Raw genomic sequence first — 26903 nt, forward strand, 5'->3', positions numbered from 1 at the left:
CATGAAGAAACTGTATGTCTGCTTAGGAGCCCTGTCCATTTCGATAAATGCCATTGCACAGCAGCCTTTAAAATTATGGTATGATCGCCCGGCGAAAGTTTGGGAGGAAGCTTTGCCACTTGGCAATGGGAAAACGGGTGCCATGGTGTATGGTCGTGTAAATCGGGAAAGAATCCCTTTAAACGACAATACACTGTGGTCTGGCTATCCGGATCCAGGAAATAATCCGGCAGGGCCGAAAGTATTGCCAGAAGTACGTAAAGCAATAGAGGAAGGCAAATATGAGGAAGCCACGCAGCTGTGGAGGAAAATGCAAGGGCCTTATTCAGCAAGGTATCTTCCTTTAGGAGATTTGTATCTGCAGTTTAATCAAAAAGATAGTATTCCTACTAAATACAATAGATCGCTGAGTCTGGACAACGCCATTGCTACAGTGAATTATTCATTGAATGGGGTAGACTATAAAAGAGAAGTATTTACCAGTTTTCCTGGGAAAGTATTGATGATGCGGATTACTGCGAGTAAGCCTGGGTCGATCAGTTTCAATACCGGCTTGATCAGTAAACTGCGTTTTAAGACTGCTGCGGCAGGTGATCAGGAGCTGATCTTGAAAGGAAAGGCGCCAAAGTTTGTAGCAAACAGGGATTACGAACCGAAGCAGGTGGAATACGATGAGAAAGAGGGGATGACTTTTGAGATCCGAATGAGGGTCAAAAATGAGGGGGGAACATTAAAAGCAGCTGGAGATCAACTGGTCGTTCAAAATGCAAATGCAGTGACAATTTATTTAACAGAAGCCACCAGCTTTAACGGCTTTGATCAATCTCCGGGGCTTGCTGGGAAAGATCCTGCGATAGCCAGTCTGGCAGCTATGAATGGCGTGTTTGGAAAAGGTTATGACGTATTGAAAGCGCAGCACATTAAAGATTATCAGCAGCTTTTTAACCGTGTGAAATTTGAGCTGAAAGGCAATGCGCTGGCTGAAAAGCTAAGTACGGACGAACGTTTAAAGCAATATGCAAGTACTAAAAATGACCAGGGCCTGCAGGCTTTATATTATCAGTTTGGGCGTTATCTGATGATTGCCTGTTCCCGTCTGGGATCTCGTCCATCGAACCTTCAGGGGATTTGGAACGACCATGTGCAACCGCCATGGGGAAGCAATTATACCACCAATATCAATACGGAAATGAATTACTGGCTGGCAGAAAATGCCAACCTTTCGGAGTGCCACCAGCCACTGTTCGACTTTATGAAGGAATTGGCAGTAAATGGGGCAAAAACCGCGAAAGTAAATTACAATATAGACAAGGGATGGGTAGCCCATCACAATTCTGACCTTTGGGCAAAAACATCTCCTCCGGGAGGCTACGATTGGGATCCTAAAGGGGCACCAAGATGGACGGCATGGCCGATGAGCGGCGCCTGGTTCAGCACACATTTGTTCGAACATTACCAGTTTACCGGCGACAAAGTGTTTTTAAGCAAAACTGCTTATCCTTTGATGAAGGGCGCGGCGGAGTTTATGCTGCAATGGCTGATCAAAGATGATCAGAGTGGTTACCTGGTGACCAGCCCATCCACTTCGCCAGAAAATACGGTTAAAATCCAAGGTAAAGAATACCAGCTTTCCAAAGCTTCAACGATGGATATGTCGATCCTCAGACAGTTGTTTACGGACATCATCCGTACAACTGAGGCCTTAAATATAGACGCGCCTTTTAGAAATGAATTGATCCATGCGCGTGAAAAGTTATATCCTTTCCACATCGGACAATACGGTCAGGTGCAGGAATGGTTTCAGGATTGGGATGATCCAAAAGATCAGCACCGTCACATTTCTCATCTGTTCAGTCTGTTCCCTGGCAACCAGATTTCTGTTTTTGAAACACCCGAGTTGGCCAGTGCGGCAAAACAAACCCTGATTTTTAGAGGTGATGTGAGCACAGGATGGTCTATGGCCTGGAAAATCAATTGGTGGGCAAGGCTGCAGGATGGAAATCATGCTTACAAAATACTGGAAGACGCTTTTACTTATATAGATCCGACATTGACGAAAGCGCAGATGAGTGGAGGAGGTACCTATCCGAACCTTTTTGATGCACATCCTCCTTTCCAGATTGATGGCAACTTTGGAGCAACGGCAGGGATTACTGAAATGCTACTGCAGAGTCAGGATGGGATGATCAGTTTATTGCCGGCATTGCCGGATGCCTGGTCTTCCGGCAGTATTCAGGGGATCAAAGCCAGAGGTAATTTTGTGATTGGAATGAACTGGAAAGATGGGAAGTTAAGCGAGGCAACAATCAAGTCGGAAAATGGAGGGAATTGCAGATTAAGGACTTTGCAGCCGGTGAGAATTGTAGTGGTAAATGCCGACGGTACTCCTTCAAGTGATGCTAAGGCCTTAAATGTCAGCCCGGCTACCGGAGAAAATAGCAATATGTTAACGCAAAAACCTTACGTACCTGCTTATAAGAACGTTTCCAAGGCAGTGTTGAAAAAATTAGCAGTCCCTGAGGGCTACGTTTTTGATTTTAAGACTGAAAAAAATAAGATTTACAAAGTATACACCCTATAAAACAGTTAAAGATTATGTTTAAAAGCATTTTGATTTGTACTGCATTTTTACTGAGTTGCCTTTGTTTAAATGCACAAACTATCGCCTGGGAATTGGTTGCTCCAGGTGTTTGGAAAGGGACGGTTGGCCGTCCTGAAAGTTATAATTTATTGACGGCTTCTGGCGTCAAACCTTATGCCGCTGGTTTAGCGCAAATGGGCTCAGCGGAGTTTCCTATGGTGCAGCAGCAGGTAGTTGCCCAGTTAAAAGATGGGAAAACCTATTTAAGTTTCCCCCTGAAAAAGGAGGAGCAGCTGTTTGGTTTTGGTTTGAACTTTCAAACTGTTCATCAGCGCGGAAAGATCCTTGAATTGCATGTGGATCATTTTGGTGGGAAAGACAATGGTCGGACGCATTCGCCAACCCCTTTTTATGTGTCTTCGGATGGTTATGGGGTTTTTGTAAATTCTGCCCGTTACCTGAAAGTTTATGCAGGAACCGGGGTTCGGAGAGACAGTGAAAATGCGCCTCCTGCCAAAGATCGGAATACCGATAAAAGCTGGGCATCCCGCCCATATTCCGATGCGGTAGAATTTCTGGTGCCTGCAGAAGGTGTGGAGTTTTATGTGTTTGCGGGCCCGACACCGTTAAAAGCAGTGAGCCGCTACAATTTATTTAATGGCGGTGGTCCTTTGCCTCCGCGCTGGGGATTGGGCTTTACACAGCGCGTGAAAACACTTTTTACTGCTGAAGAGGTAGAAAAGGAAGCCGATACTTTTGCCGAAAAAGGTTTCCCTTTAGATTTTATTGGTTTAGAACCAGGCTGGCAAAGTAAATCCTACCCTTGTTCATTTGAATGGGATAAGGGCAGATTTCCTAGTCCCGCGGGATTTGTGAGCGATATGCTCAAAAAAGGAATCAGGTTGAATTTATGGACCAATCCTTACGTTTCACCGGAATCTCCGATTTACAAAGCGATCAAACCTTTTACTGCCGACCATACCGTTTGGTTAGGTGCAATACCTGATTTAACGATGCCAGAGGCACAGCAACTGTTGTTTGGTCAGTTGAAAAAGGACCAGGTGGCTATTGGTGTCAGCGGTTATAAATTTGATGAAGTAGATGGTTACGACCATTATTTATGGCCGGATGTAACCACATTTCCCTCTGGAAAATCTGCAGAGCAAATGCGCCAGACTTACGGTTTGCTGACTCAGCGTTACAGTACCGACCTTTTTCGTGAGCGTAATCAGCGTACTTATGGCCTGGTTCGTGGTTCCAACGGCGGAGGGACTTCTTTTCCGTATGTGATTTATAATGATTATTACAACCATGAAGACTTTATCACCGCTTTAATCAATAGCAGTTTTGCGGGAGTATTATGGACGCCAGAAGTAAGGGCCTCTAAAACTGGTGAAGAATGGCTGCGTAGGATGCAATCGGTTGTGTTTTCGCCAATGGCGATGATCAATGCCTGGTCTAGCGGTACAAAACCATGGTCTTACCCGGAAGTAGAAAAACAGGTAAAAGACATGGCCATTTTACGCATGCAAATGATGCCTTACTGGTATAGTGAATTTGCGAAATATCATTTTCAAGGGATTCCTCCTTTCCGTGCAATGAACATGGAGCCTGGTTTTAACTCCGGAATTGATAAAGAAGTGAGAAACACAGATCTGGAAGAAAATCCTTATGTAGATGCGGTAACTAAAGAAGTAAAAGATCAATACATGGCAGGGGAGTACTTATTGGTAGCTCCGATGTTTGCCGGAAAAACAACACGTACCGTGATCCTTCCTCGTGGAAAATGGTTCGATTTCTATACTGGGGATTTCGTGGGTGATGGTACGGTAATTACCGTTAAGCCGGGATTAGACCGCATTCCAGTGTATGTGAAAGATGGTGGGATCATTCCAATGGGACCAGGACTGATGCATGCCCCGAAACCTATGGATAAGATTGATCTGGAGATCAGGTATTATGGTTCGAAACCTGGTACGTATCAATTGTACGATGATGATGGGGAGAGTTTTGATTATGAAAAAGGTGCTTATAGCTTCCGTGAGATTAAAATGGAACTAGGAAAAGATGGGAAATTGAAAAGTTCTATAAGCAGCGCTGTGAAAGGGAAACCGAATACACTGAATAAAATCAGTTTTAAAGCAATGACAAAATAAACACTGCATATGAATAAAGGAATCCTGATGGTTTGTATAGGAGTTTTTCTACTGGTTGGCCTGCAAAGGCCAGCCATTGGAAAGCCAGTGAATGAGGACGAAGCGAAACTGAAAGCTGACAACAGCAGTTTCCAGCATGATGAAACCATAGTACGTGCAGACGAAATTAGGAAGCAAGCAGAACTGACTTTAAAAAAGCAGGTGTTCGCAAAGGCAAAATGGGCGATGCAGCAAAAACCAGTCACTGTAACGGCGGCAAGTTCCACAAGAAGTGCTGGCGGTATACATGATTTCTTTTCCGAAGGAGATTACTGGTGGCCGGATCCTAAAAATCCGGATGGTCCTTATATACAGAGAGATGGAATGACTAATCCTGAAAACTTTGTGGCGCATCGTTTAGCGATGATCCGCTTTAGCGAAATTATCGGCGCATTGGCTTCGGCTTATCGCCTCACAGGAGAAGAAAAATATGCCAAACAGGCAATGGTACATTTAAAGGCCTGGTTTATCAATGAAGGTACACTGATGAATCCTCACCTGAAATTCGCCCAGGCGATAAAAGGTCGGTTTACTGGTCGTGGGATTGGCATTATAGACACCATTCAGCTGATGGAGGTTGCGCAAGGGGTAATGGTCATGTCGGCTAGCTTGGATCAAGCTGTACTGCAAGGGGTAAAGGGCTGGTTTTCCGAATATCTGAACTGGCTGATGACCCATCCTTATGGTAAAGATGAGATGAAAGCGGAGAATAACCACGGCACTTGTTTTACGATGCAGGTGGCTTCTTTTGCTAAACTGACTGGAAATGGGGAGCTGATGAAGTTTTGCAGCGATCGCTATAAAACTGTGCTGCTTCCTAATCAGATGGCTGCAGACGGCAGTTTTCCTAGAGAATTGTCGCGCACAAAACCTTACGGTTATTCGGTTTTTAACCTGGATGCCATGACTGCACTTTGCCAGATTCTTTCTACGCCTCAGGATAACCTCTGGACTTTTGAAACCGCAGATGGCAGATCCATCAAAAAAGGAGTAGCGTATTTCTATCCTTTTGTAAAAGATAAAAGTACATGGCCTTTAAAACCGGATGTGATGTATTGGGAACAATGGCCGGTAGCCCAGCCTTTCCTAATATTTGCGGCAGATGCTTTTCAGCAGGAAGAATGGCTGAAAACCTGGCAGCAGCTGGATCATCAACCGAAAGTGGAAGAGGTAATTCGCAATCTGCCAGTTAGAAATCCGCTGATCTGGTTGTAATGTGTATCAGTAAAGTAGAGGCGTCCGAGGCTTTATTGCAAAGGAACAGCATGAAGTTTTAGAGCTAAGTTTAATGATAAAGAGGTGTTTTTTAATAATAAATGATGCTAAATGAGAATGAATTGTAAGTCGGCTGTTTTATTACTGTCCTTATCGTTGAGCGCGGGTTATAGCTATAGCCAGGTGGCGGGTGATGAAGATAAGGATATGTTTAACCAGGCAAAAGCGCGTGATGAGCGGGCAATAGAAGCTGCTAAAAATGGCTGGTGGACGGCTTCAATGAAAAATCATGAAGAGCGGATTCAATGGTGGAGGGATGCGAAGTTTGGTATGTTCATCCATTGGGGGCTTTATTCTATCCCTGAGGGAGAATGGAAAGGGAAAGTTGTAGACGGTTATGCAGAACATTTGATGCGTAAAGAAAAAATCAGCAGGGCTGCTTATCTGGATCTTGCTCATCAATTCAATCCTATGAAATTTAACGCAGAGGAATGGATTTTGGAGGCAAAAAAAGCGGGCATGAATTATTTCATCGTGACTGCGAAACACCATGATGGCTTTGCGATGTTTGATTCTAAAGTTTCGGATTTTGATGTGATGGATCAGACGCCTTTTAAGCGGGATCCGATGGCAGAATTGGCTGCAGCAGCCAAGAAACATGGAATTAAGTTCGGGTTTTACTACTCTCATGCTTTTGATTGGGAAGATCCTAATGCCCCGGGCAATGACTGGGAGTATAAAAATCCAGGAGGTGATCAGTTGATTGGTGGTGCAAACTGGTTCGATAACCATCCGGAATGGTTGCCTAAAGCACAGCAATATGTAAATGAGAAGGCAATTCCTCAGATTAAAGAATTGATCAATACCTATCATCCAGATATTTTATGGTTTGATACGCCACATAAATTACCCTTTTCCGAAAACCTGCGGATACTACAGGCCATTCGGGAAACTGACCCTAATATTGTGGTCAATGGCCGTTTGGCGAGAAGCGCTACTGGGAATTTTGGTGATTATCTAAATACAGGAGATCGTCCGGCAGAATTTCGTACTGTAGCCGGAGATTGGGAGGCGATTCCTACTACGAATGAATCTTACGGTTATTCAAAACATGATAACAGTCATAAGCCTGCTGGTTTTTTTATTCGCCTGCTGGCTAATGCAAGCGCTCGTGGTGGTAATCTATTGATGAATATTGGCCCTAAAGGCGATGGAAGTTTCGACCAGAAAGACCAGCGTATTTTAGATAGTATCGGCCCCTGGCTGCATAAAAACTCGGCTTCGATTTTTGGTACCCAACGCTCTGGCTTGCCAATCCCGGCATGGGGAGTAACCACACAAAAAGGCATGCAGGTTTATCTGCACATTTTTGAATGGCCAAAGGATGGCAAGTTATTGCTGGCAGGATTAAAAACGGATGTTAAACAGGCTTATCTATTGAATGATCCGGCAAAAAAGAAATTAGAAATAAAGCGTTTAAGCCCGGCAGATTTAAGTATTTCTGTTCCTAAACAAAGTCCGGATCTGGTGGATGCAGTGGTGGTATTGGAACTAAGTGCCCCTTTAGCAGTAGATTCTTGGCGACTGCTGGCCAATAAAGATGTAACGAATAGGCTGCTTTCTTTTGATGCGACGTTGCATGGCAAAGGTTTTGGCTTTGGGGATGGAAAAACCAACCGTTATTTCGTGGATGGCTTAAAAGAGAAAGGACAGTACTTCTCCTGGGATGTTAAAACCCTGGCTCCTGCAAAGTATAAGGTATTGGTGAAATACATTGGCGGAGCGGATCCGAAAGGGACTTATCGCTTTCAGCTGGGACCTATGAATAAAGAAATGCCCGCTATCGTTCAGAAATCAGGTGTTGTGACCCAGGAAATAGGATCGGTTTCGCTGAATAAAGGCCAGTACCAGTTAAAACTTAGTGCAGAAAACACGAATGGTGTCGAACTGATGAAACTCCTGGAAGTCCAGTTAATACCGATAGCGCTTTGATGCCTTTTAACCTTTTAGTCCTTTAGCTTTTTAAAATAAGTAATTACCCATATAATATTTAGAATAATGAAAAGATACCTCTTTACTGTACTAGCCCTTTCTTTGCTGCATACCAGCACTTTTGCCCAGAAACCGAACGTTAAAAAAGCGTTCAAGCTGGCTGCTAAACAAACAGAATTTATGCTGAAGGAGGTGGAACAAGCAAAGTTGCATTCCAAAAATCCAGCATTGGTTTCGCCGAGGACTATCGAAGATGGAAAACTGAAATTGGTGGCTTCAAGAGATTGGACCAGTGGTTTTTTTCCTGGTGTGCTTTGGTTTTTATATGAATACAACCATCAGCAGCCCTGGATGAAAGAAGCGAGGAAGTTTTCTGCGGCTATCGAAAAGGAAAAGCTGAATGGTACGACGCATGATATGGGCTTTAAAGTGTATTGCAGCATTGGTACAGGCTATCGCATTACGAAAGATGCCCATTACAAAGAAGTGATTGTGGAATCGGCAAAAAAACTGGCCACTCGCTTTAATCCTAAAACAGGGGTGATTTTATCCTGGGATCATAGTCGGGATAAATGGGTGAATCCAGTGATTATCGACAATATGATGAACCTGGAGCTGCTGTTTGAAGCGACCAGATTAAGTGGTGATTCTTCTTTTTATAAGATTGCAGTGAGCCATGCCAATGTAACCATGAAAAACCATTTCCGCCCGGATTACAGCTCATATCATGTGATTGATTATGATCCTCAAACTGGTGCGGTATTGAAAAAGCAAACCCATCAGGGTTACAGCCATGAATCTGCCTGGTCCAGGGGACAGGGATGGGCATTATACGGTTATACAATGTGTTACCGATTCACTAAAGATCCTGTTTATTTGAAACAAGCAGAAAACATAGCTGCATATATCCTGAACCATCCAAATATGCCAAAAGACCTGGTTCCTTACTGGGATTTTAACGCGCCAAATATTCCTAATGAACCAAGAGATGTCTCCGCTGCCGCGGTGATCGCTTCTGCATTGTATGAACTGAGTGATTATAGTCAGCAAAAGGCACTTTATAAAGAAAAAGCAAATGTGATGATGAACAGTATGGCTAATAAATATACAGCGCCGGTGGGAACGAATAAAGGATTTATCCTGATCAGCAGCACCGGTTCTAAACCTTCAAATTCTGAGGTAGATGTGCCGCTTTCTTACGCCGATTACTATTATCTGGAAGCTTTGTTAAGGGCAGATCAGTTGAAATAAGCGTTTGTTAGCTGCAGCGGTTTTCGCTTGGGCATAAATCCAGCGAATGAAATGCCGGATGTTTTTAATTCCATAACCGGACAATAACGAGAATCAACCTAATACTAACCATATATAAACTTTATGAAAAAGAACCAATTAATGATTGCAGTATTGATGAGTGGGGGTGCGTTATTGTCCAGTTGTGAAAAGGAAGGATCAGCAGAGTCTGCCATTAGTCCAAATCCGAAAACTAAAGAAGTGGTCACGACAACGGATGATCCTGTTGCTGCTTCGGTATTGTTCAACGGTGATGCGAGTAATGGCGCCGATAATCTCTGGAAAGCCATCAATATCGAGGGAACGGGGGCATTATCTACGGTAACAGATGAAACGGGTGTGTTGACCTGGAAATTTTTGAAACCATTGGGGAGCCACCGTACAGAGGTACGTGGTGCCAAGAATTTTCAGGCAGCCGAAGGTGATGAAATTTACATCGGTTTTACGAGTAAACTGCTCATCCCCTCGAATTTAAAAACGGAGGCGATTTTCCAGTGGAAATCTTACCCTACCGAAGACTCCCGACAAAATCATCCTTTGATGCTGAGGACAAAAAATGGGAAATTAGAGCTGCAGCATTTTGACGATAGTCATGTGGCTACGGTTCCCTGGTCGATTAATTTACCAGTGAGTACCTGGATGAGCTTTGTGATTCGTATGAAAGTTTCCCGTAATCCAGCCATCGGATTTATTGAATTCTGGTACAATGGGGTGAAACAAACCTTGTCTAACGGTACTCAGCGCCTGACTTGCAGGACGCTTGATGTGCAGGATTGCGATCCTAAATGGGGCGTATATGGTGGTGATGAAGCTGCGGTGACACATTATGTGAAAAAGATCAGAATCGGGACTACTTATGCCGATGCCGCGCAATAGAATAAGGTGTTGGGCTGGAAAAAAGAACCATTAAAATAATGGCCTAAAGCATGCAAGGGGAGCACTCAGGGTAATATTGCTGAAACATCAGCCAATTACAGAGTGTTCCCCTTGCTAAATATGCAGTACATTAGGAGACCTAACCATTATAACCATTATGCGTAAAATATCATTATCACTCCTCATAGCATTATCTTTTTTTATTCAGTTCGCCCATGGCCAACGCGCGCTAACTAAAGACGAGCGGATGGCCTGGTGGCGAGAGGCCAAATTCGGCATGTTCATCCACTGGGGCGTTTATGCGCAGTTTGCTGGCGTATATAAAGGACATGAACAGCTTCGCGGAGGGGCAGAATGGATCATGAACCGCTCTAAAATTCCTGTTGCAGAGTATCAGGAAATGGCTAAAAGCTTCAATCCTACAAAATATAATCCGGATGCCTGGGTCAAAATGGCTAAAGACGCGGGGATGAAATACCTGATCATCACGGCAAAACACCATGATGGTTTCGCTTTATTCAACTCAAAAGCCAGTAAATGGGACATCACCGATGCCACTCCTTATGGTAAAGATCTGCTGAAACCTTTAGCAGAAGCCTGTAAGAAATATGGACTGAAACTAGGTTTTTATTATTCTCAGGCACAGGATTGGAATAACCCTGGTGGATCAGCTGCAAGAAAAGAAATGAGAGAGGGCTGGGCAAACCCAGATTCTACAAAAATTGATGCTTATACGCTGGCCAATAAAGGCCATTGGGATCCTGCTCAGCAGACAAAAAACTTCGATCAATATATTGATGAGGTGGCTGTCCCACAAGTGAAAGAATTGATGACCAATTACGGTGATATTGCTGTGCTTTGGTGGGATACGCCAACAAATATGACGGATGAAGCCGCTTTAAAACTTCAAAATGCGCTAAAAACACAGCCTCAAATCATTACCAACGACCGTTTAAAAAGACCTAATTTCCCTGGGGACACTAAAACTCCAGAGCAAAAAATTCCTAATCAGGCAGAATTGGATGGAATGGACTGGGAAACCTGTATGACCATGAATGGCACCTGGGGATTCCGTACTGCAGATCATAAATGGAAATCAAGTGAAACATTGATCCGTAATTTAGTGGATATCGCTTCTAAAGGAGGAAATTACTTGCTGAATGTTGGTCCGAAACCAGATGGTACTTTTCCTGAGGAAAGTGTACAAAGGTTGAGCGATATTGGAAAATGGATGAAGGTAAATAGTGAAGCCATTTATGGTACAAAAGCAAGTCCTTTAGCGCCATTGGATTGGGGACGCTGTACAAGAAAAGAGACCAAAAAAGGAACTGTGCTGTATTTGTCTGTGTTCAACTGGCCTAAAGATGGGGTTTTGGTGGTTCCTGGATTGAAAAATAAGGTGTTATCGGCATCACTTTTAGCAAAAGGTAAAGGGAAGGTCAGCACCCAAAGAAAAGGAGATGAGTTGTTGATTACTGTACCTCAGGAAGCTCCTGATGCAGTCGCTTCGGTGATCCGCCTGGAGCTGGAAGGTACGGTGGAACATCATGTGACTGATCAGCCTAAAAAAGAAATGAAAACCGGTGCATTAGATTAATCAAATGAAAACGATACTTTTTACTGTTGTGCTGCTATGGATCGCCGCTATTGGGCAGGCAAAAGATTACCGCATTCGTTCTGCAAAGGAACTGGAAGCATTGGTTTTAACGCCTGGTGATCGGGTGATACTGGAAGCAGGTGATTGGAAAGATCAGAAAATTGTATTTAAAGGAAATGGGACCAAAGCGCGTCCCATTGTTTTATTGGCCGCAAATCCAGGGAAAACGGTTTTGACCGGTAATTCCTCCCTGGAGATTGACGGAACCTGGCTGCTGGTAGATGGTTTGTCTTTTAGCAATGGTTTTCTAGATGCTGGCGATGTGATTAATTTTTCTGAAAGCGCTTCTTTTTGCAGGTTAACCAATACTGCGGTGGTCGATTACAACCATCCGGATGAAAAAGTAGATTACCGATGGGTTTCTTTAAGAGGAGACCATAATCGGGTAGACCATTGTTTTTTTAAAGGGAAACGCCATCAAGGGGTGACGCTGGTAGTCTGGCTTTCAGAAAAACCGAATTACCACCAGATCGACCATAATTATTTTGGACCACGTCCGGAATTGGGAAGAAATGGCGGCGAAACCATTAGAATAGGAACCAGTACCTGGTCTTTTCATGATTCGTTTACGGTAGTAGAAGAGAATATTTTTGAGCATTGCAATGGGGAATTAGAAGCAGTTTCTAATAAATCATGCCGGAATATCATTAGAAATAACTTGTTTTATGAGTGCAAGGCTACGCTGACCTTAAGGCATGGGAACCATTCGGAAGTTTCAGGGAACTTCTTTATCGGCAATGGGAAACCTGGAACTGGTGGGGTTCGCATCATTGGGGAAGATCATGTCGTACATGACAATTACTTTCAGGATTTAACAGGAACGAGTGTGAGTGCTGCGATTTCTGTGATGGCAGGGCTGCCAAATCCGATATTAACAAGCCATTGGCAAGTGAAAAATGCGCTGATCAAGGGCAACCTGATCCTCAATTGCAAAGAACCTTTTGCGATTGCTGCGGGCTATCATCCTGGTCGGTATTTACCCGCTTTAAATACGGTTTTTGCGGAGAATATCATTCTGGCGAATCAATCTCCATTAAAATGGTATGATGAAAAGGTGCTGGTTGATTTTAAGGATAACCTGATTTTGAGCCCATCTTATTCCGGAACTCCAGAAAAAGGTTTTACATTGAAAAATGAAGTCCTTAAAAAGATGAAGAATGGGTTGTACTTAAAACCAGGACAGTCGCCATTTGAGCCCTTCTGGGAAAGCACGAAAATCGGACCGGATTGGGCTAAATTGAATACTTCTTTTCCGGTGCTGTAATCCCGATTTCTTATATTTCCTGGAATAAATTGATTCCGACACAAAATGGAAGAATTACGAGATGGTATCCGGTTTCTTTATTTGAGGCGCAGCTTCAGTGGAGACTAAAAGGTATTGACCTGTCTAAAGCTAAATAGAAAAATGAGAAGAATATTTAAAGTGCTCTTGATATTATCGGTTTTTATCACTGGTAATGAGGGTTATGCACAGTCGAAAACACGTATTGTTTGTGTGGGCAATAGCATCACCTTTGGTTCCGGATTAAAGAATAGGGCCAGGGAATCTTATCCTTCACAGCTGCAAGCACTGCTTGGGCCTGATTTTGAAGTGCTGAACTTTGGCGTTAGCGGGGCCACGATGCTAAAAAAAGGGAACAAACCTTATTGGAAAACGAAGGAATATCAGCAGGTATTGTCCAGCGCTCCGAACCTGGTTTTTATCAAATTGGGAACGAATGACAGTAAACAAATCAACCGTTCGGAGATGGTTTCTTTTGTCGCGGATTATAAAGATATGGTACATAGTTTTCAGGGATTGGCATCCAAGCCCAAGGTAGTTTTGCTATTGCCCCTGAAAGCTTTTTCTGAAACGCAGTTTGGGATTTCGGGTACCTATCTAAAGGATAGTCTGATTCCTATGGTTCAAAAAGTGGCTTATGAAGAAGGCCTGGAATTACTGGACCTTTATTCTTTATTTGAAGATAAAGAGTCTTTACTGGCAGATAAAGTCCATCCGAATGCTGTTGGCGACGGCTTTATTGCAGAACGATTAAAGGCTTTTGTCCTGCAAAAAAATAAACCTGCTAAGAACCTCTCCGGCAAGATCAGAGGACCTTTGAAAAGAAGGTCTTTTTACGGCTATGAGGAGCTGGACTTTTCATTTAAAGGTCGTGATGCCCGGATCGTGAGTCCGAAGCAAGTGGCGAAAGGCATGCCCTGGGTATGGAGAGCAAGGTTCTTTGGGCATGAACCACAAACAGACATCGCCTTGCTGGAACGTGGTTTTCATATCGTGTATTGTGATGTGGCAGAGTTGTTCGGGAATCAGGAAGCTATTGGCATCTGGAATGACTTTTACCGTTCCCTTCAAAAGATGGGTTTTGCAAAGAAGGCGGTGATGGAAGGCATGAGCAGAGGTGGCGTATATGTCTATAACTGGGCAGCGGCTAATCCGGATAAAGTGGCTTGTGTGTATGCGGATAACCCGGTGCTGGATTTAAAAAGCTGGCCTGGTGGTAAGGGTACGGGACCAGGCAGCAAAGACAGTTGGGCAACTTTTTTAAAGGACTACGGCTATGCAAATGATGCGGAAGCCGAGGCTTTTAAAGGCAGTCCAATAGATAAAATAAATGCTATTGTAAAAGGAAAATATCCGATGTTACATGTTTGCGGGGACAGGGATGAGGTCGTGCCAATGGCAGAGAACAGCCTCCCTTTTGCGGAGAAAATTAAAGCGGCGGGTGGAGAGATTCAGCTGATTCATAAGCCTGAAGGCAAACATCATCCGCATAGTCTTCCCAATCCGCAGCCTATTGTTGATTTTATTTTGAAAGCTACCGGATATTGATTCCGGCAGCTTTAACTTGTGCCAGGAATAAAGATGCTGGCTGCAGGTTTTTTTGATCCTGACCTTCCCATTCTCCATCAGGTTTTCCTGGTAAACGTCCGGCTACCTTTTTTCCTTTCAGACCTATCGCGTAGTTTTTACCGGATGCCCATGGGTTTTGAACGGCTGCAGATGCTACGGTACAGTTCCAAATCACCTGTGTTACACCTGCCCAGCCATGTCCGCTGCCCCAGTTTCCACGGTCTTGCACGTTAATTTGACCATCGGTATCGATGTTGTCGTATAGCGTTCCGCTTGCCCAGCGGTGGTGCGGCCCAATATCGGCATGGGTATTTCTGGATTTACAATTGTAGAACACGTTAGGGCCTGCTGTTTTGGCTCCGGTTACGTAATCATGCCGACCTTCGGTAGTTTCCAGGTTCGTGAAGAGATTTTGCTGTCCGTTGTTGTTGAAGGAATACCTTCTGCCACCAGTAATCACTGATTTAGCATCCAGACATTTGGAGTCTTTTACCGTGATGTTCTTTGCACCGGTATTCAGACTCACTGCTGCATAAATGAAAAAGCGCGCGGTGATGCCGCTTACCCAGCCATTTTCGACATGGTCAAAGTCGATGGCAATGTTCCCATGGTCTTCATCAATATCACTCGCGTATTCAGATTCAAAAAGTATGTCTTCTACGCCAACTTCCTGTAAGCGGCCTTTATAGCTGTATTTGTAAATGGCTCCAGTGCTGTATTTCTGGTCTATGGCCATGACTACTGGGTTGTCAATAAAGACCGTATTCCCAACTATCTTTGTAATTTCTCTTTCATAACTCAGGTTATAATCTTCGGCCGTCCATTGTTTGGTGCCTTCTCTGGCTACTATCTGATCCATTTGTATATCCTTGATCCAATTGCTGCTTCCTGGTCTGAAAAGAATGATTTTATCCCCGGCTTTGAAGGCTTTGGCATCCGTTACGTTGAAAGATTTTGCTCCGGTAGGAACATAAGCATTGGTTATATTTACCCTGCTGCCAGGGATTTCTGTGATCTTGCCGGTGCCACTGATCTCCAGTAGGGAGCGGGAACCTTTTCCGGTGGCGATGAGCTGAGTGCCATTGGCTGTATTTCCTTCCCCTTTCAGCACGATGCCATCGGATTTGATATATACTGTGCCAGAAATAGGGTAAGTACCTTTAGTTAAGAGAATCGTTCCCCTGTGGCCATTCTTATCTGCGGGTTGTTTTGAAAGTTCATCAATAGCTTGCTGAATCATGTTTCCCGCATCGCCAGTTCCAGGATGGAGGGTTTTAACTATATTAAGTTTTGGGATGGGTTTTAGGCCATGGTGATAACCGACCAGGCTAAAATCCGGGATCGTATTTCCTTGTTCGTCGGGATGGTAAGTGATGGTTCCATCTTTATTGACGTTGAGGTACTTTGATTCCCAGGGATTTTGTTTGGTATGGTGGGGATTTTCTATGATGCTAGGATCATGCTCCTTGATAAAGGAAAAAAGAAAGGTGCTGGTCAGAACGGCCAGCACACTCCATGTAAATTTGTGCTTCATTTTATGGTCGGTATTGGTTTATGACCATGCAATAGCGTTATAATATTCTAAATTTTAATCGTTCATATTGGCAGGGTAGTCAAGATGCTTGGCAATTCCTACATAACTTTGACGATTTTAAACTTTCATTCTTTGGATGCGAACGGCATTTAGAATGGCGAGTAAGGCCACACCTACATCTGCAATTACCGCTTCCCAAAGGTTGGCTACGCCACCTGCACCTAGAATCAATACAATTACTTTGACGCCCATGGCAAGGATGATGTTTTGCCAAACGATATTTCTGGTGAGCTTGCCGATCTTAATGGCCGCGACTATTTTGGAAGGCTGATCGTTTTGGATCACAATATCGGCGGTTTCAATCGTCGCATCGCTGCCCAGTCCACCCATTGCAATTCCTGCATCTGCCAATGCCACTACGGGGGCATCATTTACACCATCTCCTACAAATGCCAGCGTTCTTCCTGCGGATTTCAGCTTTTCAACCTGTGTCACTTTGTTTTCAGGAAGTAGGTTGCCAAAGGCCTGGTCAATCCCTAAAAATGCAGCTACTTTATCCACTACACTTTGTTTATCACCACTCAGCATCACCGTTTTAATATTTAATGCATGTAAATCAGCAATGGCTTGTTTTGCATCTGCTTTAACTTCGTCTGCAATGGTCACATAACCTGCAAATTTCTGGTCAATTGCCACCACCACAACTGAATCTACGATGGCATCTATGTCTGCAGGATAAGCAATGTTGAATTTTTTAAGGAGCTTGGCATTACCTGCAAGGACTTCTTTGCCATCAATCAGACCCTTTAAGCCCTGCCCTGCGATTTCTTCTACATGGCCGATCTGATCCTGGTTTGGAGCAGTTCCTGCGTATTCAGCGATGGCTGTTGCAATTGGGTGTGTAGATTTGCTTTCGATAGCTGCGAGCAGCTGAATGAATTCTTTTTCTTCAATACCGGCTACTGTGCTGACTTTCTGTACCTGGAAAACACCTTTAGTCAGCGTCCCGGTTTTGTCCATCACCACAGTATCAATTTTAGTCATAATGTCGAGGAAGTTTGATCCTTTGAACAGGATTCCATTTCTGGAAGCCAGTCCGATTCCTCCAAAATAACCAAGTGGAATAGACACCACCAAGGCACATGGACAACTGATGACCAAGAAAACCAATCCACGGTAAAACCATTCCTGGAACACGTAATTCGCTACAAAAAAGTAGGGGAGGGTAATGAGCAGCACCGCCAGCAGGAACACGATTGGCGTATATACTTTAGCAAATCTGGAGATGAAAAGCTGGGTCTGTGATTTTCTTGCTGTAGCATCCTGTACCATTTCCAGAATTTTGCTGAGCTTGCTGTCTTTGAACAGGGATTTCACCTGTACTTGTGCCAGCTGGTTTAAATTGATCATTCCTGCTAGCACCTGATCGCCTTTATTTTTGGAGTCTGGTTTGCTTTCACCGGTCAGGGCTGCGGTATTGAAGGTTGCTTTTTCGGAATATAGTACGCCATCCAGGGCTACTTTTTCTCCTGGTTTTACTTGAATAATTTCTTTTATGGCTACTTCTGCCGGAGCAATCGTAGTTACCTTTCCATCCCGGATGACATCTACAGTATCAGGCCTGATGTCTAAAAGGGCTTTAATGCTTCTTTTTGCTTTGTTTACGGCACTATCCTGGAACCATTCACCGATAGAATAGAAGACCATAACGGCCACACCTTCGCTGTAAGAACCGATGGCAAATGCACCAATGGTGGCTACACTCATCAGGAAAAATTCATTGAAGAAATCTAATCTCAGGGCTTTTCTGAAGGCGAGGTCCAAAACATTGTAACCGGCTAAAAGGTAAGCAGGGACAAAAATGATCAGTTGAGTTACCTGGTTAAAGGTGATGTTAAAACCATATTCCAGCGTGAGCATCACGATGACTACTGTCAGGGCGGTCAGCAGGGGCCAGTGGCTGGTCCATGATTCCGGCTCTCCAGATCCATGGTTATGTCCGTCATCATCGTCGTGGCTTTCTTCAGCATGCTGGTGTCCGTCATGATGCCCATTTTGGGATTTTTTATCCTGATTTTTTATAGTAGTAGTTGCGTTTTCTGTAGTACAGCAATCTTTCATAATTATTTGCCTCGTCTTTAAAATTAATATACAAATTTACCAGCAATAACGATGCAATGCTATTGCAATGTTCATTGCAGCAAGATGAGGATTGGGATGCCAGAAGAATGATTTAATGAGCATTCATGTTCCCAGAAAATGCAGGATTTAGGAATGGTTAATCCGTGTTGCAAAGGTCGCAGACCCCTTTAATCACCAGATTCATTTCTTCAGCGCGGAACTTTTTAGGAAGTGTAATTTCTGGATTTTTAGTGTTTGGCAGACAGAAGGTCTCTTTACAGTTATTGCAGTAAAAATGTACATGGAGGTCATGATGGTGGTCGCCATCACATTCCTCCATGCACAAAGCATATTTTGTAGTACCTGTTCCATCATCAATATGATGAACCAGTCCTTTTTCTTCAAAAGTTTTCAGGGTACGGTATAGGGTAATCCTATCGGATGGCCCCATGCCTTTCTCCAGATCATTCAGACTAATGGCGGTATTTTGCTGCATCAAAAAGTCCAATACCAGCAATCGCATGGCAGTAGGGTTGATGTTTTTATTTTTAAGCCTTTGTTCGATGTCTTTTGTCATTTCCTGATCTTTATATTTTCACTGATTTGATTTTCTAAGGTTGGTACATTCGCATCGAGAATACAAAAATACCGTTTTTTAATGGGAGTGAGCGGTTGGTGCTGTAGATTTAGATTGCAGGTAGAATGCACCTTTTACCACTAATTTCGTGTCTTTAGGGAGTTTTTGCAGTGGAGCAATACTGATGTATCCCAGTTCTGAAACTCCGGTTACTACTTCTATTTTCTTGAAATGTGTACCATGTTCATGCTCCGCTTCTTCTTTAGGATTTTCTTTTTTAGAAGATTCGGTAGTTTTATCTGCTGCTGTTTTTTCATGTTCATCTGTTTTCGCCTCTTCTTCCAGGATGAAAATATATTCTTTTCCTTCCGCTTTTACGACTGCATCAATGGGTACTGCTGTTGATTTTTCTGTGCCTACACTGATCAACCCAGTAACATACATTCCAGGAATTAGGTTTGGCAACGGTTTGGTGATCACTGCATGAACAATTACGCCTTTGGTATCGTCTTCAAATGATTTGTTGATCCCGATTAATACGCCTTCAATTTGTTGGTTGTCCTGATTGGTGAGTCTGAAGCTCACTTTTTGCCCAACCTGTACTTTGAAAAGATCTTTCTCATATACGAGTAAGTCGGCATGGATTTTTGAATTGTCTACAATGTCCATTAGAGAAGTTCCAGGCTGTACGAAAGCACCGGTAGTCACCTGAATGGTTCCTATAGTTCCAGAAATAGGCGCTATTACGGTAGTCTGTGCAGTGATATTTCCTGCAGAAACGCTTCTTGGAGAAATACCCAGCTGCTGTAGCTGACGTTCCAGTGCTTTGATTTTTGAAAGTTCCGTATGGTAATTTGCTTCTGCCAGCTGGAAAGATTTCCCCGTTCCGGCATCTGCTGCTTTCAATTGCTGCTGACGTTTATATTCGGCATCTACGAAGGCAAATCCATTTTTCGACGACAGGTAATCCTGCTGCAGTTTAATCATTTCCTGATTTTCTACTACTGCCAGGGCTTGCCCTTTCTTTACCTGCTGTCCTTCGAGGACATTGATTTTACGAATGATCCCACCAGAAAGTAGGTTTACTTTAGCCTCGTTTTGTGGTGGTACAGCCAGTTGACCGCTTGCTTTTACTACAGCGGTCAGATTTTTCTCCTGGATCGTGCCGATCTCTATGCCTACTGCTTTCATTTGCTGATCGGTCAGCTCAATTTCATCACTAACTGCGGCTTCTTCTTCATGTACTTCTGTTGCTTCTTTTTCTGCGGTTTTTTCTTTGTTACCGTTACAAGAGATGAGCATACTGCTCAGCATTAATGCGATCATTAGGGCAAACGGTAAGTTGTTTTTATATAAGTTCATCTGATTATTCTCCTTTGATAAATGCCAATTGAATGGTGGTTTGATTGAGCTGATTTAGTGTTTCCAGGTAGGTGATATTGCTTTGAATGGCCAGGGAAATGTTCTGTACATATTCCATATAGCCGATTTCTCCCAGATCAAATGATACTTGTGCGATGCGCAGCTGCTCTTTTGACTGCTTTAAGCCCACTGAGGTGTAATAATCCAGGATTTGTTTATTTTTCAGGTACTCCTGAAATATTTGTTCATACTGAATTTCAAACTCACGTGCGGTATTCTGGTAATCAGTTTCGGCCATTTGAACGGCAATTTTCTCCGCTTTCACTTTTGCGCGGCCGGCACCATTAAATAGGGGAACGGCAATGCCAACCTGCATTCCTGCAATACGGGTTCCCGGGGTATAACTCCGATCGATGTTTGCCGGATTGAAGGACTTGATCACCATTTGCTGACTATAACCAAGGCTGAAATCTGGCATCGCTTTAGACTTCTGCAATGCGATTTTCGCATTGGCAATCGCTACCTGCTGCTCCTGATAACTGAGCATCGGATTTAAGCTTTTTCTTGCTGAATCCAGTTTAAGGGCAGTTAGCAATGGTAAATCGGTAGAAGCCAAAATAATCGGGGACCTGGTATTCAGCAATTGCTGGAGGCTAAGTTCCTGAATTTTCAACTCCGCTGCTGCGGCATTTTTTAAGGCCTGTACCTCCTGATACTTATTTCTGGCGGTCATCAGCTCCAGGTTAGAAGTTTCACCCGATTTATGTCTGATTTCGGCCTTTTTGATGAAGTTCTGATAGATACTATCCTGGAAGTTCAGCACTTTTAGTGTCTGGAGGTAGTACAGGTAATTGTAATAAGCAGTTTTTGTATCCCTTACAATCTCTGCACGGGAATAATTGTAAGCTTTTTCTGTGAGTTCAGTTTCCATCTTGAGCAGCTTATTCTGGTTTTTATACAATCCTGGCCAGGAGAAAGTCTGGGTCACATTGATGGAGTTGTCGTTACCACCACCACTTGTAGGATCCTGTGCCAAGGCGAATTCTGTTTTTGCAGGGTCGAAACCTGATTTTTGCAGCGCTTTCGACTGTGCTACGCCCAGTTTGGCAGATTTCAACTTTAAGTTGTTGTTTACAGCCATTGCGATAATGCTGTCTAAACTGAGTGGTTTATTTTGAGCTGCAGCGGTATTGATGCTGCTAAAGCTGGTTAAACCAATTAGTCCAATAATGAACAAGCTTTTAACCATTGGATGGGAATTTGATTTTTCATTTTCTTCTCTTTTTCGGGAGAACAATAAATATAAACAAGGGAGAACAAAGAGGGTGAGCAGGGTAGCGGAAAGCAATCCGCCGATCACTACTGTGGCTAAAGGTTTTTGTACTTCCGCACCTGCGCTGCTAGAAAGTGCCATTGGCAGAAAGCCTAATGAAGCTACAGCAGCAGTCATGATGACCGGTCGTAACCTTACTTTTGTCCCTTCAATTACACGCTGATAAATATCGGTCATGCCTTCTTCTTTCAATTGATTAAAATAGCCAATCAACACGATTCCATTCAGGACGGCTACACCAAATAGGGCAATAAAACCTACACCTGCAGAAATACTGAAAGGCATATCCCTCAGGATTAAAGCGAAAACACCACCAATAGCGGAAAGTGGAATGGCTGTAAAGATGAGTATAGTCTGACTAAAGGATCTGAAAGTCATGTACAGTAAGCCCATGATCAAAATCAGTGCGATTGGAACGGCAATAGACAGCCTGTTTTTCGCTTTCGTCAGGTTTTCAAACTGCCCGCCATAAGTCAGGTAATATCCGGAAGGAAGTTTTAACTTTTCATTTAAGATGCTTTGAATTTCCGACACGGTACGTTCCACATCTCTTCCTTTTACATTAAAACCAACATATATTCTACGTTTTCCATCTTCTCTGGAGATTTGTGCCGGTGCATTTTTTAAGGTAATACTGGCTACCTGATTCAGTGGTACTTTATTGCCTGATGGTAGTGGGATGTATAGGTTTTCGATGCTTGAAATGTTTTCACGTAGGTCTCTCTGCAAGCGAACTACCATTTCAAATCTTTTCTCTCCTTCGAAGATGACACCTGCGGTATTCCCTGCAAAAGCGGTTTTCAGCAAAGTATTGACTTCAGCAATGCTGAGACCATATTGAGCAATTTTATCACGGTCGTACTCCACTACGATTTGTGGAAGTCCGGTCACCTGTTCTACAAAGGGCTCGTTGACACCAGAAACGGGAGTAATGAGTTTGGCAATTTTATTGGCCTGCTGTGTGAGTACATCCAGGTCTTCACCATAGATTTTTATGGCCACATCCTGTCTTACACCAGTCATCAGTTCATTGAAACGCATTTGCATCGGCTGTGTGATTTCTATGTTGACACCGGGCAGGATGGACAATGCGGCCTCCATTTTCTCCGACATTTCTTCTTTTGTTTTTGCGGAAGTCCATTGTTCTTTAGGTTTCATGGCCACCATCATATCACCTCGCTCTACTGGCATGGGGTCTGTAGGGATTTCGGCGCTTCCAATACGGGTGACTACTTGTTTCACCTCTGGAAACTGCGCTTTCAGGATTTTCTCGGCTTTACCAAAAGTTTCTACGACTTGCGTTAAAGAGGTCCCCTGCGACATAGAGATCTCTACCGCGAGGTCACCTTCTTCTAATTGGGGAAGAAATTCTCCGCCCATATTATTGAATACCCATAGGGTGATCGCGAACAGTAAAAGGGCTGCTGCTACGGTGAGTTTTTTGAATTTTAATACTGCTTTTAATGCTGGTTGATAAATGCGCAGCATCGCATCCATGATTTTATCGGAGATGTTGTGTTTATGCTGGGTGTTTTTACTGAGGAAAAGGGCGGCCATCATGGGCACGTAGGTCATGGATAAGATGAAAGCCCCTACAATAGCGAAAACGACGGTCTGTGCCATTGGTTTAAACATTTTCCCTTCAATTCCAACCAATGTCAGCAGGGGAAGGTAAACGATCAGGATAATGATTTCGCCGAAAGCGGCACTATTTCTGATTTTCGAGGAGGCAGTATATACCTCTTCATCCATTTGCTGGTTGGTTAAGGGGATAGGGTCTGCAGCTTGATTTCTAGTGCTAAGTCTGAAGATGATGGCTTCTACAATAATCACTGCGCCATCTACAATCAGTCCGAAATCTATCGCTCCAAGGCTCATTAAGTTCCCAGAAACCCCAAAAAGACGCATCAGGGAGAAAGCAAATAACATGGATAGGGGGATGACTGAGGCGACGATCAGACCTGCTCTCCAGTTACCCAACAAAAGCAGCAATACGAATATGACGATCAGTGCACCTTCAATCAGGTTTTTCTGTACGGTACTGATCGATCTGCCCACCAATTCCGTACGGTCAATGAAAGGTTCAATGACTACGCCTTCCGGTAATGATTTCTGGATTTGTTCAATACGTCCTTTCACATTTTTGATTACCTCATTGAAGTTTTCCCCTTTGAGCATGAGTGTGATTCCGGCTACCACTTCACCTTCGCCATCTCGGGTGACGGCGCCATATCTGGTGGCAGATCCAAATTGTACGGTTGCCACATCACGGATGAGGATGGGTACACCGCCCATATTTTTTACGACAATCTTTTCAATGTCTGCCAGGCTTTTTACTTGACCTACACCGCGGATGGTATAAGAATTACTTTGCTGTTCAATATAGGAACCGCCAGTATTTTCGTTGTTGTTCTCTAATGCTTTATAGATGTCTGCAATGGTAATATTAAGGGAATTCAGCTTATCATTGTCGAGGGCAATTTCATATTGTTTCACATAGCCGCCCCAGCCACTCACCTCGGCTACACCTTTAGTACCGGCAAGCTGTGTTCTAACTACCCAGTCCTGTAAAGTTCTAAGATCTGTAGCGTTGTATTTATTTTCATAGCCTTTCCTGGTATGCAATACATATTGATAAATCTCTCCTAATCCAGTGGTAATCGGGGCTAGAGTAGGTTCTGCCAAACCTTTTGGAATATTGGACTCTGCTTCTTTCAGCTGGGCACTCACCTGCTGCCTTGCCCAGTAAATATCGGTATCGTCTTCAAAAACGATGGTAATCACTGAGATTCCTGACCTGGAGATGGAACGTTTTTCCAGTACTTCCGGGATATTGGCCATGGCCAGTTCGATGGGTGCTGTGATGAACTGTTCTACTTCCTGGGCTCCTAAACTTGGTGCCTGGGTTATAATTTGTACCTGGTTGTTGGTGATGTCAGGTACCGCATCTATGGGCAATCTGGTTAATGAATAAATGCCCCAGATCACCAGGGAAAGTGTCATTAAACCTATGGCCAGTTTATTCTTTATAGAGAATAAAATAATCTTATCAAACATAAGGGTTTGTCTTATAGCTAAAAATAATCAATACGAGGATTCATCGAAAGCTGATGAATATTTCATCGCTGCCAAACAATTATTCATTGTTTTTAAGGAAGAATTGGTGTTGAATTATCCTAACTGAGGCGGTTGCCAGATGTCACCGGCGAATATGACCAGTGGTGCGGCAGGAAGTTCAGGGTAGCTGACTTCTTTTTTAGAAAATACGGTAGTGTTGATCAATTGGCTTGGGCTGGGAATAGCAAAAGCCTGGCAAGTGCTGCAATGGAAGAAAGGGGAGCAGGTATGTGGACCTGGATCCTGATCACAAGGGATCTCCTGTACTTCGCTGATGTGCGTTTGCTGTGTACTGATTTTAGCTTCATCATCACAGCATGGCCATATTGATAGGGCCATGATGACAATTGTAAATATATAAGCTAAGTACCTCACGCCGCAAACTTATATATTTTTTTAAACTACTGGTGATCTTTTTGACTTTTTTTTACTTTGGGGAGATGTTTGTTTCTAAAAACAGGGTGATTTTAAGGGGTTCTTATTTTTTCGATGGAAGTGGATTGAGTTGGCCTGTTTTTCTAGGGGGGGCGGAAGGGGTTGCTATAGTAAACATTGCAGTTACCCTATGGCAAGCCCTTCCGAACCCCTTCCAGCTCCTATGATAAGGGCGATCTCTTCCCGACCACTACCCGACCAGTATCGCGTTTTTCTTACAGAAAAGCAAACTAGCTTTCAAAGGTATATCTCTCCATTTTTTGTGAGATCAGGCATTCCGAAGGAAGTACTTTTTTCTAAACCAAAAGGAAAGATTGACGAGGGCAATGAGGGCTGGTACTTCTACCAATGGACCGATTACTCCTGCGAAGGCTTGTCCGGAGTTGATTCCAAATACACCGATTGCCACTGCGATGGCCAGTTCAAAATTGTTTCCGGTTGCGGTGAAGGCGATTGCAGTACTTCTGCTGTAATCTGCACCGAAATACTTGCCAGCGAAGAAGCTTAAAAAGAACATCAATGCAAAATAAATGGCTAATGGAATGGCGATACGAACCACATCTAAGGGAATCTGAACGATCAGTTCTCCTTTCAAACTGAACATGACAACAATGGTAAATAACAGCGCAATCAGGGTGATTGGTGAAATGAAGGGCACAAATTTTTCCTGAAACCAGCGCTCACCTTTTAATTTAATCAGGCTGTACCTGCTGATGATGCCCATAGCAAAAGGAATCCCCAGATAGATGGCTACACTTTCTGCAATCTGACCGATGCTGATGGAAACTTCCAGCCCTTTTAATCCGAATAATGGCGGCAGTACCGTAATGAAAACATAGGCATAAACGCTGTACAATAAGACCTGAAAGATGCTGTTGAGGGCAATTAGTCCGGCGGCGTATTCCCGGTTTCCCTCTGCCAGCTCATTCCAAACCACTACCATCGCGATACATCGGGCTAAACCGATCAGGATCAATCCGATCATATATTCCGGATAATCCCTTAAAAATGTAATGGCCAATAGGAACATTAACACCGGACCAATGATCCAGTTCAGTACCAATGAGGTGCTCAGGACTTTGGTGTCTTTAAAAACTTCTCCCATGTTTTCATATTTCACTTTGGCCAGGGGAGGGTACATCATCAGGATCAGGCCAATAGCCAGGGGAATATTTGTGGTGCCACTGGAAAAGGAATTGATGATTCCCGCAGAAGCGGGAACAAAGTATCCTATGCTAACCCCAATAGCCATGGCCAGAAAGATCCATAAGGTAAGATAGCGGTCTAAAAAGCTGAGCTTTTTTCGTGCAACTACTGGGGTACAATGATTTGCAGACATGCTAGATTACAGGTTTTTGTGAACAAAATTTTGGCAGTATTCCTTGATCATATCCCGGACTTCGGCAAATTTTGCCTGGATTTCTGCTTCAGTTCCTGTGGCCTTTGCGGGGTCTGGGAAGTTGTAATGAAATTTGATGGCCTGAGTTGGAAAAAATGGACAGCTTTCTTTCGCGTTGTCACATACAGTGATCAGGAAATCAAAATCTAGGGCCATATATTCTTCGATATGGTTAGAGGTATGTGTTGAAATGTCTATACCATCTTGCTTCATCGTTTCAATGGCCCTTGGATTTACTCCATGAGTCTCTATCCCTGCGCTGTAAATCAGCGCTTTATTGCCAGCAAAATGTCTTAAATAACCTTCTGCAATCTGACTGCGACAGCTATTGCCTGTGCAGAGTACGAGTATTTTTTTCATCTGTTAAA

General features: G+C 43.5%; 17 protein-coding genes. 9 read left to right on the forward strand and 8 right to left on the reverse strand.

The annotated features are described in order from the left end of the window. Position 1 precedes the first annotated feature (1 nt). From K7X70_RS07520 to K7X70_RS07560, 9 genes are all read left to right on the forward strand, one after another. On the forward strand, positions 2 to 2581 hold the full coding sequence (locus K7X70_RS07520; protein WP_222536458.1) for a glycoside hydrolase family 95 protein: 2580 nt from the start codon (positions 2 to 4) through the stop codon (positions 2579 to 2581). 14 nt (positions 2582 to 2595) lie between these two features. Continuing rightward, positions 2596 to 4737 (forward strand): glycoside hydrolase family 31 protein, encoded by a 2142-nt coding sequence (locus K7X70_RS07525; RefSeq protein ID WP_222536459.1) that lies wholly within the window; start codon positions 2596 to 2598, stop codon positions 4735 to 4737. Between the two features lie 9 nt (positions 4738 to 4746). After that, entirely contained in the window at positions 4747 to 5991 is a 1245-nt protein-coding gene (locus tag K7X70_RS07530) for an alginate lyase family protein (protein ID WP_255606965.1), read from the forward strand. Between the two features lie 111 nt (positions 5992 to 6102). Continuing rightward, complete coding sequence (locus K7X70_RS07535; protein ID WP_255606967.1) at positions 6103 to 7983, forward strand: alpha-L-fucosidase; 1881 nt, start codon at positions 6103 to 6105, stop codon at positions 7981 to 7983. Between the two features lie 66 nt (positions 7984 to 8049). Further along, entirely contained in the window at positions 8050 to 9234 is a 1185-nt protein-coding gene (locus K7X70_RS07540) for a glycoside hydrolase family 88 protein (protein WP_222536460.1), read from the forward strand. Between the two features lie 123 nt (positions 9235 to 9357). Further along, positions 9358 to 10149 (forward strand): heparin lyase I family protein, encoded by a 792-nt coding sequence (locus K7X70_RS07545; RefSeq protein ID WP_222536461.1) that lies wholly within the window; start codon positions 9358 to 9360, stop codon positions 10147 to 10149. Positions 10150 to 10306: 157 nt separating this feature from the next. Beyond that, the gene (locus tag K7X70_RS07550) at positions 10307 to 11746 is read left to right on the forward strand and encodes an alpha-L-fucosidase (RefSeq protein ID WP_222536462.1); all 1440 of its coding nucleotides are present in this window, start codon (positions 10307 to 10309) and stop codon (positions 11744 to 11746) included. A gap of 4 nt (positions 11747 to 11750) precedes the next feature. Next, positions 11751 to 13070 carry a polysaccharide lyase 6 family protein gene (locus tag K7X70_RS07555; protein WP_222536463.1) on the forward strand — a complete coding sequence of 440 codons (1320 nt, stop codon included), beginning with the start codon at positions 11751 to 11753 and terminating at the stop codon, positions 13068 to 13070. A gap of 141 nt (positions 13071 to 13211) precedes the next feature. Continuing rightward, entirely contained in the window at positions 13212 to 14636 is a 1425-nt protein-coding gene (locus K7X70_RS07560) for a GDSL-type esterase/lipase family protein (RefSeq protein ID WP_222536464.1), read from the forward strand. Here K7X70_RS07560 and K7X70_RS07565 read toward each other — a convergent pair. From K7X70_RS07565 to K7X70_RS07600, 8 genes are all read right to left on the reverse strand, one after another. Then, positions 14623 to 16191, reverse strand: a complete 1569-nt coding sequence (locus K7X70_RS07565; RefSeq protein WP_255606968.1) for a pectate lyase family protein — start codon at positions 16189 to 16191, stop codon at positions 14623 to 14625. The genes K7X70_RS07560 and K7X70_RS07565 overlap by 14 nt on opposite strands. Before the next feature lie 117 nt (positions 16192 to 16308). Then, a complete protein-coding gene (locus K7X70_RS07570) occupies positions 16309 to 18312 on the reverse strand; it encodes a heavy metal translocating P-type ATPase (RefSeq protein WP_222536465.1) in 2004 nt (667 codons plus the stop codon). Positions 18313 to 18469: 157 nt separating this feature from the next. Then, positions 18470 to 18889, reverse strand: coding sequence for a Fur family transcriptional regulator (locus K7X70_RS07575; RefSeq protein WP_222536466.1), 420 nt, complete (start codon positions 18887 to 18889; stop codon positions 18470 to 18472). Positions 18890 to 18967: 78 nt separating this feature from the next. Then, the gene (locus K7X70_RS07580) at positions 18968 to 20251 is read right to left on the reverse strand and encodes an efflux RND transporter periplasmic adaptor subunit (protein ID WP_222536467.1); all 1284 of its coding nucleotides are present in this window, start codon (positions 20249 to 20251) and stop codon (positions 18968 to 18970) included. 4 nt (positions 20252 to 20255) lie between these two features. Then, entirely contained in the window at positions 20256 to 24641 is a 4386-nt protein-coding gene (locus tag K7X70_RS07585; protein ID WP_222536468.1) for a CusA/CzcA family heavy metal efflux RND transporter, read from the reverse strand. Between the two features lie 114 nt (positions 24642 to 24755). Next, a complete protein-coding gene (locus K7X70_RS07590; RefSeq protein WP_348636430.1) occupies positions 24756 to 25076 on the reverse strand; it encodes a DUF6660 family protein in 321 nt (106 codons plus the stop codon). A 328-nt stretch (positions 25077 to 25404) separates the two neighbouring features. Continuing rightward, complete coding sequence (arsB, locus tag K7X70_RS07595; RefSeq protein WP_222536470.1) at positions 25405 to 26475, reverse strand: ACR3 family arsenite efflux transporter; 1071 nt, start codon at positions 26473 to 26475, stop codon at positions 25405 to 25407. Between the two features lie 6 nt (positions 26476 to 26481). After that, a complete protein-coding gene (locus K7X70_RS07600; RefSeq protein WP_222536471.1) occupies positions 26482 to 26895 on the reverse strand; it encodes an arsenate reductase ArsC in 414 nt (137 codons plus the stop codon). Positions 26896 to 26903 lie beyond the last annotated feature (8 nt).

Source organism: Pedobacter polysacchareus, from assembly GCF_019802255.1.
In the GTDB taxonomy this organism is placed as follows: domain Bacteria; phylum Bacteroidota; class Bacteroidia; order Sphingobacteriales; family Sphingobacteriaceae; genus Pedobacter; species Pedobacter polysacchareus.

Coding starts and splice junctions, on each gene's coding strand:
- K7X70_RS07550 (WP_222536462.1), top strand. CDS start 10,307: ATGCGTAAAATATCATTATCACTCCTCATAGCATTATCTTTTTTTATT.
- K7X70_RS07570 (WP_222536465.1), bottom strand. CDS start 18,312: ATGAAAGATTGCTGTACTACAGAAAACGCAACTACTACTATAAAAAAT.
- K7X70_RS07565 (WP_255606968.1), bottom strand. CDS start 16,191: ATGAAGCACAAATTTACATGGAGTGTGCTGGCCGTTCTGACCAGCACC.
- K7X70_RS07530 (WP_255606965.1), top strand. CDS start 4,747: ATGAATAAAGGAATCCTGATGGTTTGTATAGGAGTTTTTCTACTGGTT.
- arsB (WP_222536470.1), bottom strand. CDS start 26,475: ATGTCTGCAAATCATTGTACCCCAGTAGTTGCACGAAAAAAGCTCAGC.
- K7X70_RS07540 (WP_222536460.1), top strand. CDS start 8,050: ATGAAAAGATACCTCTTTACTGTACTAGCCCTTTCTTTGCTGCATACC.
- K7X70_RS07585 (WP_222536468.1), bottom strand. CDS start 24,641: ATGTTTGATAAGATTATTTTATTCTCTATAAAGAATAAACTGGCCATA.
- K7X70_RS07535 (WP_255606967.1), top strand. CDS start 6,103: ATGAGAATGAATTGTAAGTCGGCTGTTTTATTACTGTCCTTATCGTTG.
- K7X70_RS07600 (WP_222536471.1), bottom strand. CDS start 26,895: ATGAAAAAAATACTCGTACTCTGCACAGGCAATAGCTGTCGCAGTCAG.
- K7X70_RS07545 (WP_222536461.1), top strand. CDS start 9,358: ATGAAAAAGAACCAATTAATGATTGCAGTATTGATGAGTGGGGGTGCG.
- K7X70_RS07580 (WP_222536467.1), bottom strand. CDS start 20,251: ATGAACTTATATAAAAACAACTTACCGTTTGCCCTAATGATCGCATTA.
- K7X70_RS07525 (WP_222536459.1), top strand. CDS start 2,596: ATGTTTAAAAGCATTTTGATTTGTACTGCATTTTTACTGAGTTGCCTT.
- K7X70_RS07575 (WP_222536466.1), bottom strand. CDS start 18,889: ATGACAAAAGACATCGAACAAAGGCTTAAAAATAAAAACATCAACCCT.
- K7X70_RS07560 (WP_222536464.1), top strand. CDS start 13,212: ATGAGAAGAATATTTAAAGTGCTCTTGATATTATCGGTTTTTATCACT.
- K7X70_RS07555 (WP_222536463.1), top strand. CDS start 11,751: ATGAAAACGATACTTTTTACTGTTGTGCTGCTATGGATCGCCGCTATT.
- K7X70_RS07520 (WP_222536458.1), top strand. CDS start 2: ATGAAGAAACTGTATGTCTGCTTAGGAGCCCTGTCCATTTCGATAAAT.